13 protein-coding genes are annotated in these 16,021 nt (G+C 61.2%); 9 read left to right on the forward strand and 4 right to left on the reverse strand.

Features of this window, described 5'->3' with window-relative positions; translation table 11 throughout:
- Nucleotides 1–97: 97 nt before the first annotated feature.
- Together rlmM and tusA are read left to right on the forward strand one after the other, a co-directional pair.
- The gene (gene rlmM / locus LUU92_RS07890; RefSeq protein WP_257103383.1) at nt 98–1,174 is read left to right on the forward strand and encodes a 23S rRNA (cytidine(2498)-2'-O)-methyltransferase RlmM; all 1,077 of its coding nucleotides are present in this window, start codon (nt 98–100) and stop codon (nt 1,172–1,174) included.
- 146 nt (nt 1,175–1,320) lie between these two features.
- Nucleotides 1,321–1,566 (forward strand): sulfurtransferase TusA, encoded by a 246-nt coding sequence (gene tusA / locus LUU92_RS07895; RefSeq protein ID WP_058425075.1) that lies wholly within the window; start codon nt 1,321–1,323, stop codon nt 1,564–1,566.
- Here the strand turns inward: tusA and LUU92_RS07900 are convergent.
- Nucleotides 1,563–2,957 carry an MATE family efflux transporter gene (locus LUU92_RS07900; protein ID WP_071489000.1) on the reverse strand — a complete coding sequence of 465 codons (1,395 nt, stop codon included), beginning with the start codon at nt 2,955–2,957 and terminating at the stop codon, nt 1,563–1,565. The genes tusA and LUU92_RS07900 overlap by 4 nt on opposite strands.
- Before the next feature lie 139 nt (nt 2,958–3,096).
- Here LUU92_RS07900 and pdxB point away from each other — a divergent pair, with 139 nt between their 5' ends.
- Complete coding sequence (gene pdxB, locus LUU92_RS07905) at nt 3,097–4,239, forward strand: 4-phosphoerythronate dehydrogenase PdxB (RefSeq protein ID WP_092247357.1); 1,143 nt, start codon at nt 3,097–3,099, stop codon at nt 4,237–4,239.
- Nucleotides 4,240–4,293: 54 nt separating this feature from the next.
- Here pdxB and LUU92_RS07910 read toward each other — a convergent pair whose 3' ends face one another.
- The gene (locus tag LUU92_RS07910) at nt 4,294–4,467 is read right to left on the reverse strand and encodes a PA1571 family protein (protein ID WP_165447908.1); all 174 of its coding nucleotides are present in this window, start codon (nt 4,465–4,467) and stop codon (nt 4,294–4,296) included.
- A gap of 236 nt (nt 4,468–4,703) precedes the next feature.
- Between LUU92_RS07910 and LUU92_RS07915 the strand changes: the two genes are divergently transcribed.
- Entirely contained in the window at nt 4,704–6,485 is a 1,782-nt protein-coding gene (locus LUU92_RS07915) for an ABC transporter transmembrane domain-containing protein (protein ID WP_222541210.1), read from the forward strand.
- 179 nt (nt 6,486–6,664) lie between these two features.
- Here LUU92_RS07915 and LUU92_RS07920 read toward each other — a convergent pair whose 3' ends face one another.
- Nucleotides 6,665–8,593: a transglycosylase SLT domain-containing protein gene (locus LUU92_RS07920; protein WP_071489003.1), complete on the reverse strand. Its 1,929-nt coding sequence runs from the start codon at nt 8,591–8,593 to the stop codon at nt 6,665–6,667.
- 212 nt (nt 8,594–8,805) lie between these two features.
- Between LUU92_RS07920 and LUU92_RS07925 the strand changes: the two genes are divergently transcribed.
- Entirely contained in the window at nt 8,806–10,728 is a 1,923-nt protein-coding gene (locus LUU92_RS07925; RefSeq protein WP_071489004.1) for an ATP-binding cassette domain-containing protein, read from the forward strand.
- A gap of 105 nt (nt 10,729–10,833) precedes the next feature.
- On the opposite strand, the gene LUU92_RS07930 is transcribed toward LUU92_RS07925, so the two are convergent.
- Nucleotides 10,834–11,274, reverse strand: a complete 441-nt coding sequence (locus tag LUU92_RS07930) for a universal stress protein (protein ID WP_092247369.1) — start codon at nt 11,272–11,274, stop codon at nt 10,834–10,836.
- A gap of 106 nt (nt 11,275–11,380) precedes the next feature.
- Between LUU92_RS07930 and LUU92_RS07935 the strand changes: the two genes are divergently transcribed.
- From LUU92_RS07935 to LUU92_RS07950, 4 genes are all read left to right on the forward strand, one after another.
- Nucleotides 11,381–11,818: a hypothetical protein gene (locus LUU92_RS07935; protein WP_071489006.1), complete on the forward strand. Its 438-nt coding sequence runs from the start codon at nt 11,381–11,383 to the stop codon at nt 11,816–11,818.
- A 448-nt stretch (nt 11,819–12,266) separates the two neighbouring features.
- Entirely contained in the window at nt 12,267–14,414 is a 2,148-nt protein-coding gene (fadB, locus tag LUU92_RS07940; RefSeq protein ID WP_034102543.1) for a fatty acid oxidation complex subunit alpha FadB, read from the forward strand.
- Between the two features lie 29 nt (nt 14,415–14,443).
- Nucleotides 14,444–15,619, forward strand: a complete 1,176-nt coding sequence (gene fadA / locus LUU92_RS07945; protein ID WP_257103384.1) for an acetyl-CoA C-acyltransferase FadA — start codon at nt 14,444–14,446, stop codon at nt 15,617–15,619.
- Nucleotides 15,620–15,717: 98 nt separating this feature from the next.
- Entirely contained in the window at nt 15,718–15,954 is a 237-nt protein-coding gene (locus LUU92_RS07950) for a DUF1653 domain-containing protein (protein WP_071489007.1), read from the forward strand.
- Nucleotides 15,955–16,021: the final 67 nt, after the last annotated feature.

Raw genomic sequence — 16,021 nt, forward strand, 5'->3', positions numbered from 1 at the left:
GACTCTATCGTTAAGTCCAAGGTTCCGAACTCCGTTATCATGCGCGGGTTTTCATGACAGGTATTGCGATAGCGCAAGCCAGTTGCCAGGAGATTCAATGAACACCCTTTTTATGCACTGCCGCCCGGGTTTTGAAGGCGAAGTCTGTTCCGAGATCGCGGAACACGCCGCGCGCCTGAACGTTTCCGGCTACGCCAAGGCCAAGACCGGCAGCGCCTGCGCCGAATTCGTCTGCACCGAAGAAGACGGCGCCCAGCGCTTGATGCACGGCCAGCGCTTTGCCGAGCTGATCTTCCCCAGGCAGTGGGCGCGCGGGGTATTCATCGACCTGCCGGAAACCGACCGCATCAGCGTGATCCTCGCCCACCTGCACGACTTCCCGGTGTGCGGCAGCCTGTGGCTGGAGATGGTCGATACCAACGACGGCAAGGAGCTGTCGAACTTCTGCAAGAAATTCGAAGTGCACTTGCGCAAGGCGCTGCTCAACGCTGGCAAGCTGGTGGACGACCCGAGCAAACCGCGCCTGCTACTGACCTTCAAGAGCGGCCGCGAAGTGTTCATGGGCCTGGCCGAGTCGAATAACTCGGCGATGTGGCCGATGGGCATCCCGCGCCTCAAGTTCCCCCGCGAGGCGCCCAGCCGCTCGACCCTGAAGCTGGAAGAAGCCTGGCACCATTTCATCCCCCGCGACCAGTGGGACGAGCGCCTGCACGGCGACATGACCGGTGTCGACCTCGGCGCGGCGCCAGGCGGCTGGACCTGGCAACTGGTCAACCGCGGCATGCTGGTGACCGCCATCGACAACGGCCCCATGGCCGAAAGCCTGATGGACACCGGCCTGGTCCAGCACCTGATGGCCGACGGCTTCACCTTCGTGCCCAAACAGCCGGTGGACTGGATGGTCTGCGACATCGTCGAGAAGCCGGCGCGTAACGCCGCGCTGCTGGAAACCTGGATCGGCGAAGGGCATTGCCGCGAGGCGGTGGTCAACCTGAAGTTGCCGATGAAGCAGCGCTACGCCGAAGTGAAGCGTTTGCTGGAGCGCATCGAGGACGGCTTCAAGGCGCGTGGCATTCGCGTGGAGATCGGCTGCAAGCAGCTGTACCACGACCGTGAGGAAGTGACCTGCCATTTGCGTCGATTGGAAACAGCGAAGAAACCCAAGGCTCGCTGAACAGTTGAAATCACCACAGGACCCCTGTGGGAGCGGGCTTGCCCGCGAAAGCGGTATAACAGTCGAAACTAATGTTGAATGTGCCCGTGTCTTCGCGGGCAAGCCCGCTCCCACCTTTGGAGCGGCATCCGTTTCAGGAGTGATGTATGAACCTCGATTTGCCCGTCGACGCCACCCTCGACGCCACCGGCCTCAACTGCCCGGAGCCGGTGATGATGCTGCACCAGCACATCCGCGACCTGCCGCCCGGCGGCCTGCTCAAGGTGATCGCGACCGACCCGTCCACGCGTCGCGATATCCCCAAGTTCTGCGTGTTCCTGGACCACGAACTGGTGGATCAGCAGGAACAGGCGGGTACGTACCTGTACTGGATCCGCAAGAAGTCTGCTTAACCCTGCGCTTTTTCTGCGCGGATGCGCCGGCGTGCACTGCGCGCCAGACGCACCAGCAGCATCCCCGCGGCGCAGCTCAGGCCCACGATCAGCCCCTGCCACAAGCCGCTCGGGCCGCTCGGTTCGCCGAGCCAGTCAGTCAGGCCCAGGGCGTAACCCACCGGCAGGCCCACCCCCCAGTAGGCGAACAAGGTCAGCACCATGGTGACACGGGTGTCCTGGTAGCCACGCAAGGCACCAGCAGCAGTGACCTGGATCGAATCACTGAATTGGAACAGCGCTGAAAACACGATCAGCGTGGATGCCAGGTGGATGACGATCGGGTCCGGGGTGTAGATCGTGGCAATCTGTTCGCGAAGCAGCAACATCAGGCTGCAGGACAGGCAGGCGTAGGCCAGCGCCGTGCCCATGCCGACCCCTGCGGCAAAACGCGCTTCACGCGGTTCCCCACGGCCCAGGGCCTGGCCGACACGCACTGTCACGGCCATGCTCAGGGAGTAGGGAATCATGAACACCAGCGAGCTGACGTTCAGCGCGATCTGATGGCCCGAGACCACCGTAGCACCGAGGCTGCCGATCAGCAGGGCGATGACCGCAAAAATGCTCGATTCGGCAAAGATCGCGACGCCAATCGGCAAGCCAATCCCGAGCACGCGCTGGATCACCGCCCACTGCGGCCAGTCGAAACGCTTGAACAGTTCGCTGCTCTGGTAGGCCGGTCCCCAGCGGGTCCAGCCGGCCAGGCCGAGCATCATCACCCACATCGCAATGGCCGTGGCCCAGCCGCAGCCCACGCCGCCCATGGCCGGTACGCCCAGGTGGCCGTAGATGAAGATGTAGTTCAGTGGAATGTTCAGCGCCAAACCACACAGGCCCATGACCATGCTGGGCCGGGTGCGGCCCAGGCCATCACTGAAGCAGCGCAATACGTAGTAGAACGCGATGGCCGGCATGCCCGCGGCGATGCCATGCAGGTAGCCCATGGACGGTTTGATCAGGTCGGGTTCGACCTTCATGGCATGCAGGATAGGCTCGGCGCAGAGCAGCAACAGCGCTGCCGTGATACCCACCACCAGCGCCAGCCACAGTGATTGACGCACCAGCGGGCCGATCTCGCTGAACTGCCCGGCACCGTAGCGCTGGGCAACTTTGGGCGTGGTGGCCAGCAGTGTGCCGGTCATCAAGAGGTACACCGGAATCCAGATCGAGTTGCCCAGGCCCACCGCCGCCAGGTCTTGGGGGCTGACGCGTCCGGCCATCACCGCATCGACAAAGCTCATCGCCGTGGTGGCCAGTTGGCCGATCATGATCGGCAGGGCGAGCGTCAGCAAGCCGCGCACTTCCCGGCGGATGCGGGCGGGGCGGGTAAGGGGGGCGGCGGCAGTGTTCACGTGCAGGTGTCCAGTCGAAGGAAGCGCAGGACGGCGGATTCTACGCGCTGACGCATCGGTCAGGAAAAAACCTGTGTTAGCGATTTGTAAGCGAGGGCTGCGATCCCTGTACACTGCGGGTCCGCCTAAGGAGCCTGCCATGCTGATTGTTGCCGACGAAAATATTCCGCTGCTCGATGCCTTCTTCCAGGGTTTCGGCGAGATTCGCCGTGTGCCTGGCCGTTCCATCGACCGTGCGACGGTCGAGCAGGCCGACGTGTTGTTGGTGCGCTCGGTGACCAACGTCAACCGTGCCTTGCTCGATGGCACGAACGTGCGCTTTGTCGGCACTTGCACCATCGGCACCGATCACCTGGACCTCGACTACTTCCAGCAGGCCGGCATCCAATGGTCCAGCGCCCCCGGCTGTAACGCCCGCGGTGTGGTGGACTATGTGCTGGGCAGCCTGCAGACCCTGGCCGAGATCGAGGGCGCTGACCTCAACCAGCGCACCTATGGCGTAGTGGGTGCCGGTGAAGTCGGCGGGCGACTGGTCAAGGTACTCAAGGCCCTGGGCTGGAACGTGCTGGTCTGCGACCCGCCCCGGCAAATCGCCGAAGACGGCGATTACGTCAGCCTGGCGCAGATCATCGAGCAATGCGACGTGATCAGCCTGCACACCCCGCTGACCAAGTCCGGCAACGGCTCCACCTGGCACCTGTTCGACCGCCAGCGTCTTGAGCAGCTCAAGCCTGGCACCTGGCTGATCAACGCCAGCCGTGGCCCGGTGGTCGACAATGCCGCCCTGCGCGAGGTGCTGCTGGACCGCGAAGACCTGCAAGCGGTGCTGGATGTGTGGGAGGGCGAGCCGCAGGTGGACGTCGACCTGGCTGACCTGTGCGTATTGGCCACGCCTCATATCGCCGGCTACAGCCTGGACGGCAAGCAGCGCGGCACGGCGCAGATCTATCAGGCGTTCTGCGCGCACCTGGGCCAGGAACCGAGCATTCACTTGAGTGACCTGCTGCCGCCACCGTGGTTGGCCGAGGTGCAGTTGAATGCTTCCACCGACCCCGCGTGGGCACTGGCGACCCTGTGCCGCAGCGTGTACGACCCACGCCGGGATGATGCGGATTTCCGCCGCAGCCTCGTAGGAACGGTGGACGAGCAGCGCAAGGCGTTTGACCTGCTGCGCAAGCACTACCCCGAGCGACGCGAGATCGATGGTTTGAAGGTGCGCATCCAGGGTGAGTCGGCGGTGTTGTCCAACATCGTGTCCGCGTTGGGCGCAGTAGCGGTTTAGATACCCGATAAAAAACCCGGCCACCAGGGCCGGGTTTTAACGAGCGTGGGCGCTTCAGCCTTGCTGTGCAGGCTTGACCAGTCGCTGTTCCAGTTCGCTGCACGCTTGCTGGATCATCTTTTCGGTGATCTGCACTTCGCGGCCCTGGGCATCGATGTACGAGCAAGGCAACTGCTGCGGCTGGCGGATCACTTCAATCTTGGCATCGCTGCTGTTCTGCAAGGTCATGGCCTGTCTCCTCATCAGGTTGTGTACCTATTCTAAAACCCGCGCGTGACCAGGCTGTTACAACTCCCTGCCAGGTCAGCGGTACGCACTCCCAGTCCACCAGAAACCGATACATATTTCCAGCCGGGGGTTAGACCGATAGCCTCTAGGGATCAGCATCGGCGGGCATAATTAACCTGACTCATTGCTATTCGCCCAAGTTCCCCCCATGTGCATATACAGACTCCTTATCGGTGATGCCCTCCATGTTCTCTGTTCGCCAACGCCGTGCCATTCGCCTGGCCAGTCGCTTCATCGCGCCCTACCGCTGGCAGGCGCTTGGCGCCCTGTTGGCGCTGATCGTCACGGCTGGTATCACCTTGTCCATGGGGCAGGGCATCCGCCTGCTGGTGGACCAGGGGTTCATGACGCAGTCACCGCACCTGCTCAACCAGTCCATCGGGCTGTTCATGATCCTGGTGCTGGGCCTGGCGGTCGGCACCTTTGCGCGGTTCTACCTGGTGTCGTGGATCGGCGAACGGGTGGTCGCGGATATCCGCCGGCAGGTGTTCAACCACCTGATCTACCTGCATCCGGGCTTCTATGAGAACAACCGCAGTTCGGAAATCCAGTCGCGGCTGACCACTGATACCACGCTGCTGCAATCGGTGATCGGTTCCTCACTGTCGTTGTTCCTGCGCAATGCCTTGATGGTCATCGGCGGTATCGTGCTGCTGTTTGTCACCAATCCCAAGCTCACCAGCATCGTGGTGGTGGCGCTGCCGCTGGTGCTGGCGCCGATCCTGATCTTCGGCCGTCGCGTGCGCAGTCTGTCGCGTCAGAGCCAGGACCGCATCGCCGATGTGGGCAGCTATGTGTCCGAGACCCTCGGCCAGATCAAGACCGTGCAGGCGTACAACCACCAGGTGCAGGACGAACAGCGCTTCGCCGTCACCGTGGAAGACGCCTTCACCACCGCACGCAAGCGCATCACCCAGCGGGCCTGGCTGATTACCCTGGTGATCATGCTGGTACTCGGTGCCGTGGGCGTGATGTTGTGGGTCGGCGGCATGGACGTGATCAGCGGGCGCATTTCCGGCGGTGAACTGGCGGCGTTTGTGTTCTACAGCCTGATCGTCGGCAGCGCGGTCGGCACCCTCAGCGAGGTGCTGGGCGAACTGCAACGTGCCGCCGGAGCCGCCGAGCGCATTGGCGAGTTGCTGCAGTCGAGCAACGACATCCAGGCGCCGGTCGCCGGTACTGTCCAACTGCCGGCCCGGGTCAGCGGGCGCATGGAACTGCAGGACCTGCGCTTTTCCTACCCTTCACGGCCGGACAGCTACGCCATCGACGGCCTGAACCTGACCATCAATCCTGGTGAAACCCTGGCGTTGGTCGGCCCATCCGGTGCGGGCAAATCGACGATCTTCGACCTGCTGTTGCGCTTCTACGACCCCCAGCAAGGCCGAATCCTGATTGAAGGCCACTCTCTGACCGAACTCGACCCCATGGACCTGCGCCGCCACTTCGCCCTGGTGTCCCAGAGCCCGGCGCTGTTCTTTGGCAGCGTCGAAGAGAACATCCGCTATGGCAACCCGACGGCCACCCAGGAACTGGTCGAAGCGGCGGCGCGCATTGCCCACGCCCACGATTTCATCCTGCAAATGCCCGACGGCTACCAGACCCACCTGGGCGACGGCGGCATGGGCCTCTCCGGCGGTCAACGCCAGCGCCTGGCCATCGCCCGCGCCTTGCTGGTGGACGCACCGATCCTGCTGCTGGACGAAGCCACCAGCGCCCTCGATGCCCAGAGTGAACACCTGATCCAGCAAGCGCTGCCGCAACTGATGCAAGGGCGCACCACCCTCGTGATCGCCCATCGACTGGCCACGGTGAAGAACGCCGACCGCATTGCCGTGATGGACCAGGGCAAGCTGGTGGCAGTGGGGACGCATCAGCAGTTGATTGCGAGCAATGCGTTGTATGCAAGGTTGGCGGCGTTGCAGTTCAATGATGAGGTCGCGAAAAGCGACAGCTAGCGCGGCCTATGTGGTGAACGGGCTTATTGTGATGAACAGGCTTGTTGTGGCGAGCGGGCTTGCCCCGCGTTGGGCTGCGTAGCAGCCCCCAAACGTCGCCTGGATTGGGAGCGCTGCGCACTCCAACGCGGGGCAAGCCCGCTCGCCACAAATGCCCGCTCACTCCTCAGGCGATGGTGTCACTGATCATCGAAATACCGCTCATGCCAATCCACCAGCGGTTGCGGTGAGTTGAGCTTCTGCCCGTAGATCACCGAATAAGACAGCACGTTCTGCACATACTGACGGGTTTCGTCGAACGGGATGCTCTCCACCCACACATCGAAACTCAGGTGATCGGCGCCGCGCAGCCACTGGCGTACGCGACCCGGTCCGGCGTTGTAGGCGGCGGAGGCGAGCACGCGGTTGCCGTTGAACTGGCTGTGCACCTGGCTCAGGTAGGCGGCGCCGAGCTGGATGTTTTTATCCGGGTCCAGCACCTGGGCCGGGGAGGCCAGGGGGATGCTGAACTTGCGTGCGGTTTCCTTGGCGGTGCCGGGCATCAGTTGCATCAGGCCGCTGGCGCCGACGCCGGAGCGGGCGTCGTCCATGAAGGCGCTTTCCTGGCGAGTGATTGCGAACACCCAGCTGGAATGCAGGCCGCGCACCTTGGCTTCACGCACCAGGGTATCGCGGTGGGCCATCGGGAAGCGGATGTCCAGGTCGTCCCAGTACTGCGCCTGGCTGATGGTGCGGATGGCCGGGAAGTACCACTTCATGTCGTAGGCCAGCTTGGCCTGGGCGACCATTTCGTCACGGTTGAAGTGACGGCTGACGTGGTACCACTCACGGCGGCCATCCACCACCTGGCCACGTGCGTAGAACTCCAGTGCACGGCGCACGCCCGGGGTATTGCGCACCTTGTTGACCAGCGCCTGGCTCATCAGCAACGGTTTGTTCTTCAACTGGTACGGCGCCTTGGAGCGATCAGCGGCCAGGAACCCATAGAAGTCACGCTCCTGCGCCAGGTGCTTGTACAGGACCAGCGCTTGCGGGTTCTTCGGCTCGGCCAGTTCCAGGCTGCGGGCCTGCCAGTAGCGCCAGCGGTTGGTGGTGGCCAGGTCTTGTGGCAGTTTGCGGGTCAACTGGTAGGCGTCTTCCCAGCGGGCCAGGCGCAGCAGCAGGCGCAGGCGCCACTCGGACACAGTGTTGTCGCGCAACTCGGGATCGTACTTGGTCATCACCTCCAGCGCGCGCGGGTCATAGCGCTTGGCCAGGGTGAGACCGATTTCCCGGGCGATCGACACTTTTTCGTCACGGGAGAAGTGCATGCTGCTGGCGTAGCCATCGAGCAGGGCCATGGCCTTGTCCGGATCCTGGCGTGCCAGGCGACGCAGGCCCAGGCCCACGGCGTCAGACATGGCCTCGGTGGCCGGCAAGAAGCGCGATGGGTCACTGAGCATGTCCGGCTTTTGCGCCACGTCGACCATCAGGCGGCCTTGAGGGCCCAGCGTGCGCAGGGTTTTTACCAGGCTGTTGGCCAGCGCGTAGTTGCGTGCTTCGGCGGCGAGCTTGGCGCGGTCCCAGATCTTCTGTTCGGTGAGTTGGCCGTCAGCCGCCCATTGGCCAAAGGTGACATCGCAGGCAGCCGGTTGAGACTTGCCGGTCATCCAGAGTTTTTCGGCGGTCTTGTAGCCTTCGGCCTTCAGATTATGGGTGAGCTGGTACTGGCCGTGCAGGCAGTCCAGTTCGACGAAATTGAGCTTGGAGTCGTAGTACTTTTCAAAGGTCTGCCAGTCGCCGCGCTCGGCCAACCAGCGCAACCAGCGCAGTTTCATCCAGTTGGCCTGGGGCAGGTCGCCGTTTTTGGCGAGGAATTGCTCGATTTCCTGGTTGCTCGCGGTTTTCAGGCGGGCGGTCAGTTCGTCGTAGGCCAGGTAGGGCGTCAGCGGGTAGTCGGCCAAGGCCTGGCTGTATTGCATGTACGGGCCGGTATCGCCCTTGGCCAGGGCGCGTTTGGCTTCATCGTAATATTGACGTTGGGTGGTGAGGTCCACGGCCTGGGCGGATTGGACGGCGGTGGCGGAAAGAAGCAGACAAGATAAAAAGTTGAAAAGGCGACTGCGCATGAGACGTCCGTGCAGAGGAATCTGGACAAGTGCCGGCGCCGCCGACACTGATTGCCCCTAGCTTAGCCTTTTGCCTGACGCCGATGAAAGCTTTCACCGCCGCTTCGTTCAAGTTCCTCGGAAATGTCTCTCAGAGTATGTCGACTGAGAAAATCCCGGCCGCCTCAGCCCCTAACTCAGGTAGAATGCGCGCCCAGTTTTTGGAGAAGCGTATGACCCTGCTCAAATTCAGCGATGTGTCCCTTGCTTTCGGCGCCATGCCGTTGTTGGACAAGGTGTCCTGGCAGATCGCCCGTGGTGAGCGGGTGTGCATCATCGGCCGCAACGGCACAGGCAAATCCAGCATGATGAAGCTGGTCAAGGGCGATCAGAAGCCCGATGACGGCTCCGTATGGCGCGCGCCGGGCCTCAAGATCGGCGAATTGCCGCAAGAATTGCCGGTGGCCGACGGACGGACAGTGTTCGACGTGGTTGCCGAAGGCCTCGACGGCGTTGGCGCACTGCTCGCCGAATACCATCACCTGGCACAGAACTGTGTCACCGAAGATGACCTGAACAAGCTGATGCACGTCCAGCAAGATCTGGAAGCTCGTGATGGCTGGCGCTTGCAGCAGTTGGTCGACAGTACCCTGAGTCGCCTGCAACTGCCGGCGGACAAGACCCTCGCCGAGTTGTCCGGCGGCTGGCGTCGTCGCGTGCTGCTGGCCCAGGCGTTGGTGTCCGAGCCGGACCTGCTGCTGCTCGACGAACCGACCAACCACTTGGACATCGGCGCGATTGCCTGGCTGGAAGAAGCCCTCAAGGAATTCCAGGGCGCCGTGCTGTTCATCACGCACGACCGTTCCTTCCTGCAGAACCTGGCAACGCGCATCCTGGAACTGGACCGTGGCGGCCTGATCGACTGGAACGGCGACTACGCCAGCTTCCTGGTGCACAAGGAAGCCGCGCTGGCCGCCGAAGAAACCGCCAACGCGCTGTTCGACAAGAAACTGGCCCAGGAAGAAGTCTGGATCCGCCAGGGCATCAAGGCCCGCCGCACCCGTAACGAAGGCCGCGTACGCGCCCTTAAAGCCCTGCGTGTTGAGCGCAGCGAGCGTCGCGAGCGTACCGGCAAGGCCAATATCCAGCTGGACACCGCCGACAAGTCGGGCAAGCAGGTGATGGTGCTGGAGAACGTCAGCTTCCATCACCCGGACGGCCCGTTCCTGATCAAGGACTTTTCCATGGTCCTGCAGCGCGGTGACCGTATCGGCCTGCTGGGTGCCAACGGCACCGGCAAGACCACCTTGCTCAAGCTGATGCTCAACGGCCTGCAGCCGACCAGCGGTAAAGTGGAGGAGGGCACGCGGATCGACGTGGCCTACTTCGACCAGTTGCGCCATCAGTTGGACCTGGAAAAGACCGTGATCGACAACGTCGCCGAAGGCCGCGACTTTATCGATATCGACGGCCAGAGCCGTCACGTGCTCAGCTACCTGGGCGACTTCCTGTTCAGCCCGCAGCGTGCGCGTACCCCGGTGAAAGCCTTGTCCGGTGGTGAGCGTGCGCGCCTGCTGCTGGCCAAGCTGTTCAGCAAGCCGGCCAACCTGCTGGTCCTCGACGAACCGACCAACGACCTCGACGTGGAAACCCTCGAGCTGTTGGAAGAAGTGCTGCTGACCTTCAACGGCACCGTGCTGATGGTGAGCCACGACCGGGCATTCCTCGACAACGTGGTCACCAGCACCCTGGTCTTCGAAGGTGAGGGCAAGGTGCGTGAATACGTCGGTGGTTACCAGGACTGGCTGCGCCAGGGCGGTTCCCCGCGATTGCTGGGCGTGACCGAGAGCAAGTCCGGCAAAGCCGACTTGACCTCCGCCGTCGTGACCCCGGTGGTCGCTGCTGCTGCACCGGCCCAGGACGCTGCGCCGGCGGCCAAGAAGAAACTCAGCTACAAGCTGCAGCGTGAGCTGGAAGCCTTGCCGGGTGATATCGACGCCAAGGAACAGCAGATTGCCGCGGTAGAAGCGCAAATGGCTGACGCGGGGTTCTACCTGCGTCCGGCGGCGGAAACCGCCGAGGTCATCGCTTCCCTGGAGAAACTGAACCAGGAGCTGGAAGTGTTGGTCGAGCGTTGGGCTGAGTTGGATGCCTGATTGATTCAAATGCATTGAAAAACCCGGTGTTCATTTGGATGAACACCGGGTTTTTCATATGAAATGCGATTCAAAATGTGGGAGGGGGCAAGCCCCCTCCTGGTCTTACGAGCTTTTGAGCAGCTTCACCGCCAGCACATCGCATGGCGCACCATGCAGTACATCGTTGGCCGTGGAGCCTAGCAGCAATGCGAGCCCATGACGGCCATGGCTGCCGACCACGATCAGATCACAACCTTTTTCCTTGGCCAGGTGGTGGATTTCCTGGCGCGGTTGGCCGTAGGTCAGGTGGCAGTCTTCCTTTTTCAGGTGCGGGTACTTGAGAATCAAGCGGTCCAGACGCTCCTTGGCCTGGTCGAATTGTTGTTGCTGCAACTGGGAGAGGTCCATCGGAACGTCACCGCCAAAGGCCATGGCCATGGGCTCGACGATATGCACCAGCGACAGCACCGCACCATTGGCCAACGCAGATTCCTGCGCGCGCTTGATCACTGGATCGCACTCTTCGGTCAGATCGACAGCGACCAGAATATGTTGGTAGGGCATGAGGCGTTCCTCCAGGGGGACTGCAATAGATTCAGTATGGCTGCTTTCAAGCGGATGGGGTTGCGTCAGATCAAATCCGCTCATCTGTAAATTCGGGAGTACACATATGACGGTCTGGATAGTGGTGTCAATCCTTGTGGTGCTGCTGAGCCCCCTGGCATGGTTGCGCCCGTCGCGCCACCAGAGCGGGCGCATGGCCCTGCGCATGGAGGCGCGCCGTATCGGCCTGGCCATGCAATTGGCGCCCCAGGAGTGGCCGCACTGGCTCAAGCAGGAGCCGCCGAGCCCTTGCGCGCAGTACTGTCGGCCACGACGCGGCAGCACGCCGGCGATATGGTGTTATTGGCAGTTGGATCCAGGTGTGTGGGTCAATCAATGGCGCGAAGTGTGCGTCGATGAAAAGTTGTTGCCGCATTTTGCGACGCTGCCGGCCAACGTCTACAAGGTCGAGGCAGACAAGCAGATGATCGCCTTGTATTGGGGCGAGAAGGGCGAGGCGAGCGTGTTGAAGGATATCGATGCGCTGCTCAAGGCGTTGGCCTGAATCGCAGGCAATAAAAAGCCCGACAGTCATCATCGGGCTGGAGTTGGCCAGGCAGGCCGGTAAATCGTTGGTTGCGGCTAGCCTAGTCGCATATCTCATTCTGTACAGCCTTTTCCCACATCTTTTCTATTATTGATTTCGTGAATATTCAAATATTGATAATGCGCGGGCGTGGGCGTGAGGTTCTGAACTGACTGGAAAGTCGCGTTTTTCCTAGCCTTTGGAGCGATTGACAATTGCCCGGAATTGGATGAAGGTGGCGTACCCAAATCAAACGGGCGTATGAATTGAGCGTTTGTCTGTCAGACGACTCATACAGAATCCCGACTATCGCATTGGCGGGTGTGCCTGGCGGATTGGCGTGAACATTGACGATTTCATCAATGTCCAACCCATAGGCCAGCGTCCAATGTGTACTGTTCAGCTTCCATATCGTGGAGATCAGTTGATGATTTACGAAGGTAAAGCCATCACGGTTAAGGCTCTTGAAAGTGGCATCGTCGAACTGAAATTCGACCTCAAGGGTGAGTCCGTCAACAAGTTCAACCGTCTAACCCTGAATGAATTGCGTCAGGCCGTAGACACCATCAAAGCAGATGCTTCGGTCAAGGGCGTGATCGTTTCCAGCGGCAAGGACGTGTTCATCGTCGGCGCTGACATCACCGAATTCGTCGACAACTTCAAGCTGCCCGATGCCGAGCTGGTGGCTGGCAACCTCGAAGCCAACAAGATTTTCAGCGATTTCGAAGACCTCAACGTACCGACCGTCGCTGCCATCAACGGCATCGCGTTGGGCGGCGGCCTGGAAATGTGCCTGGCGGCAGACTTCCGCGTCATGTCCGCCACTGCCAAGATCGGCCTGCCCGAAGTCAAGCTGGGCATCTACCCAGGTTTTGGCGGCACCGTACGTTTGCCGCGCCTGATCGGTGCCGACAATGCCATCGAGTGGATCGCCGCCGGTAAGGAAAACAAGGCTGAAGACGCCCTGAAAGTCGGTGCCGTCGACGCAGTTGTCGCTCCGGACAAGCTGGCCGAAGCCGCACTGAACCTGATCAAGGGCGCCATCAGCGGCGAGTTTGACTACAAGGCCAAGCGTCAGCCGAAACTGGAAAAACTCAAGCTCAACGCCATCGAACAGATGATGTCGTTCGAAACCGCCAAGGGTTTCGTGGCTGGCCAGGCCGGCCCGAACTACCCAGCGCCGGTTGAAGCGATCAAGACCATCCAGAAAGCCGCGAACTTCGGGCGCGACAAGGCCCTGGAAGTGGAAGCGGCGGGCTTCGTCAAACTGGCGAAAACCTCGGCGGCCCAGAGCCTGATCGGCCTGTTCCTGAACGATCAGGAACTGAAGAAAAAGGCCAAGGCCTACGACGAAATCGCCCGCGACGTGAAACAGGCTGCCGTACTCGGCGCCGGTATCATGGGCGGCGGTATCGCCTATCAGTCGGCGTCCAAAGGCACGCCGATCCTGATGAAAGACATCAACGAGCACGGCATCGAACAAGGTCTGGCGGAAGCCGCCAAGCTGCTGGTCGGTCGTGTGGACAAAGGTCGCATGACCGCAGCGAAGATGGCTGAAGTGCTCAACGGCATTCGTCCTACGCTGTCCTACGGTGATTTCGGCCATGTCGACCTGGTGGTCGAAGCGGTGGTCGAGAACCCGAAGGTCAAGCAAGCCGTACTGGCTGAAGTGGAAGCCCAGGTCAAGGACGACACTATCCTGGCGTCCAACACTTCGACCATTTCCATCTCGCTGCTGGCCAAGGCCCTCAAGCGTCCGGAAAACTTCGTCGGCATGCACTTCTTCAACCCGGTGCACATGATGCCGCTGGTGGAAGTGATCCGTGGCGAGAAGTCCAGCGAGCTGGCCGTGGCCACTACCGTTGCCTACGCCAAGAAAATGGGCAAGAACCCGATCGTAGTCAATGACTGCCCGGGCTTCCTGGTCAACCGCGTGCTGTTCCCGTACTTCGGTGGTTTCGCCAAGTTGGTCAGCGCTGGCGTGGACTTCGTGCGCATTGACAAGGTCATGGAAAAATTCGGTTGGCCGATGGGCCCGGCGTACCTGATGGACGTGGTCGGCATCGACACCGGCCACCACGGCCGCGACGTGATGGCTGAAGGCTTCCCGGACCGCATGAAAGACGACCGCCGCTCGGCGATCGACGCGCTGTACGAGGCCAAGCGCCTGGGCCAGAAGAACGGCAAGGGCTTCTACGCCTACGAGGCGGACAAGAAGGGCAAGCAGAAGAAAGTGGCCGACCCGTCCGTGCACGAAGTGCTGGCACCGGTCATCTACGAGCAGCGTGAGGTGTCCGACGAAGACATCATCAATTGGATGATGATCGCCCTGTGCCTGGAAACCGTGCGTTGCCTGGAAGACGGTATCGTAGAAACCGCCGCCGAAGCCGATATGGGCCTGGTGTACGGTATTGGTTTCCCTCCATTCCGTGGTGGTGCACTGCGCTACATCGATTCCATCGGTGTGGCCGAGTTCGTTGCCCTGGCTGACAAATACGCTGATCTGGGCCCGCTGTACCACCCGACCGCGAAGCTGCGTGAAATGGCCAAGAACGGCCAGAGCTTCTTCGGTTAAGCGCCCAGACGACTAGAGCGAGAATATTTATGAGCTTGAATCCAAGAGACGTGGTGATTGTCGACTTCGGTCGCACACCGATGGGCCGCTCCAAGGGCGGCATGCACCGCAACACCCGTGCCGAAGACATGTCGGCGCACCTGATCAGCAAATTGCTGGAACGCAACGTCAAGGTCGACCCGAACGAAGTCGAGGACGTGATCTGGGGCTGCGTCAACCAGACCCTGGAGCAGGGCTGGAACATCGCGCGCATGGCGTCGTTGATGACCCAGATCCCGCATACTGCTGCCGGCCAGACCGTCAGCCGCCTGTGCGGTTCGTCGATGAGCGCGCTGCACACCGCCGCCCAGGCGATCATGACCGGCAACGGTGATGTGTTCGTAGTCGGTGGCGTGGAGCACATGGGCCACGTCAGCATGATGCACGGCGTCGACCCTAACCCGCACATGTCGCTGTACGCGGCAAAAGCCTCGGGCATGATGGGCCTGACCGCGGAAATGCTCGGCAAAATGCACGGCATTACCCGCGAAGCCCAGGACGCGTTCGGCCTGCGCTCCCACCAGTTGGCCCACAAGGCGACCGTGGAAGGCAAGTTCAAGGATGAAATCATCCCGATGAACGGCTACGACGAGAACGGTTTCCTCAAACTGTTCGACTACGACGAAACCATTCGTCCGGACACCACCCTGGAAAGCCTGGCGGCGCTCAAGCCGGCCTTCAATCCAAAGGGCGGTACCGTGACAGCCGGTACCTCGTCGCAAATCACGGACGGTGCCTCATGCATGATCGTGATGTCGGCGCAGCGTGCCCAGGACCTGGGTATCCAGCCGCTGGCCGTGATCCGTTCGATGGCGGTGGCGGGTGTGGACCCGGCAATCATGGGCTATGGTCCAGTACCGGCCACACAAAAAGCCTTGCAGCGCGCGGGCCTGACCATCAACGACATCGACTTCTTCGAGCTCAACGAAGCTTTCGCCGCACAGGCCCTGCCGGTGCTGAAAGATTTGAAAGTACTCGACAAGATGAATGAGAAGGTTAACCTGCACGGCGGCGCGATTGCCCTGGGCCACCCATTTGGTTGCTCCGGTGCGCGGATTTCTGGCACTTTGCTTAACGTGATGAAGCAAAATGGCGGCAACCTCGGGGTTGCAACCATGTGCATTGGCCTCGGCCAAGGCATTTCCACCGTCTTCGAACGCGTCTAAGCGTTGGGGTGACGGAAGCCGGGGCCCAGTGCCCCGGTTTTTTGTTTTTTGGAATTTTTAATATTTTTTTTCAACAAATTTTGTAAGAGGGCCAGAGCATGAAAGTCGAACCAGGGCTCTATCAACATTATAAAGGTCCGCAGTACCGTGTTTTCAGTGTGGCGCGCCACTCCGAGACCGCAGAAGAAGTGGTGTTCTATCAAGCTCTGTATGGCGATTACGGCTTTTGGGTGCGCCCGTTGAGCATGTTCATGGAGACCGTCGAAGTTGACGGCGAGCAGGTCCCGCGCTTTGCTTTGGTCCAGGCCGAACCCAGTCTTTTTTCAGGGCAATAACGGCAGGTCGCGCAGACTGCTGCGCTTGACCTCACCTTGTTGCCACTATATATAGCGTTGCCGCGAC

This window comes from Pseudomonas extremorientalis, from assembly GCF_024584605.1.
In the GTDB taxonomy this organism is placed as follows: domain Bacteria; phylum Pseudomonadota; class Gammaproteobacteria; order Pseudomonadales; family Pseudomonadaceae; genus Aquipseudomonas; species Aquipseudomonas extremorientalis.

Bases quoted from the DNA above. Each gene is read 5' to 3' on its own strand.
- fadB (WP_034102543.1), top strand. From the start codon at position 12,267: ATGATTTACGAAGGTAAAGCCATCACGGTTAAGGCTCTTGAAAGTGGC.
- pdxB (WP_092247357.1), top strand. From the start codon at position 3,097: ATGCTGATTGTTGCCGACGAAAATATTCCGCTGCTCGATGCCTTCTTC.
- fadA (WP_257103384.1), top strand. From the start codon at position 14,444: ATGAGCTTGAATCCAAGAGACGTGGTGATTGTCGACTTCGGTCGCACA.
- LUU92_RS07910 (WP_165447908.1), bottom strand. From the start codon at position 4,467: ATGACCTTGCAGAACAGCAGCGATGCCAAGATTGAAGTGATCCGCCAG.
- LUU92_RS07925 (WP_071489004.1), top strand. From the start codon at position 8,806: ATGACCCTGCTCAAATTCAGCGATGTGTCCCTTGCTTTCGGCGCCATG.
- LUU92_RS07950 (WP_071489007.1), top strand. From the start codon at position 15,718: ATGAAAGTCGAACCAGGGCTCTATCAACATTATAAAGGTCCGCAGTAC.
- LUU92_RS07920 (WP_071489003.1), bottom strand. From the start codon at position 8,593: ATGCGCAGTCGCCTTTTCAACTTTTTATCTTGTCTGCTTCTTTCCGCC.
- LUU92_RS07930 (WP_092247369.1), bottom strand. From the start codon at position 11,274: ATGCCCTACCAACATATTCTGGTCGCTGTCGATCTGACCGAAGAGTGC.
- LUU92_RS07915 (WP_222541210.1), top strand. From the start codon at position 4,704: ATGCCCTCCATGTTCTCTGTTCGCCAACGCCGTGCCATTCGCCTGGCC.
- rlmM (WP_257103383.1), top strand. From the start codon at position 98: ATGAACACCCTTTTTATGCACTGCCGCCCGGGTTTTGAAGGCGAAGTC.
- tusA (WP_058425075.1), top strand. From the start codon at position 1,321: ATGAACCTCGATTTGCCCGTCGACGCCACCCTCGACGCCACCGGCCTC.
- LUU92_RS07935 (WP_071489006.1), top strand. From the start codon at position 11,381: ATGACGGTCTGGATAGTGGTGTCAATCCTTGTGGTGCTGCTGAGCCCC.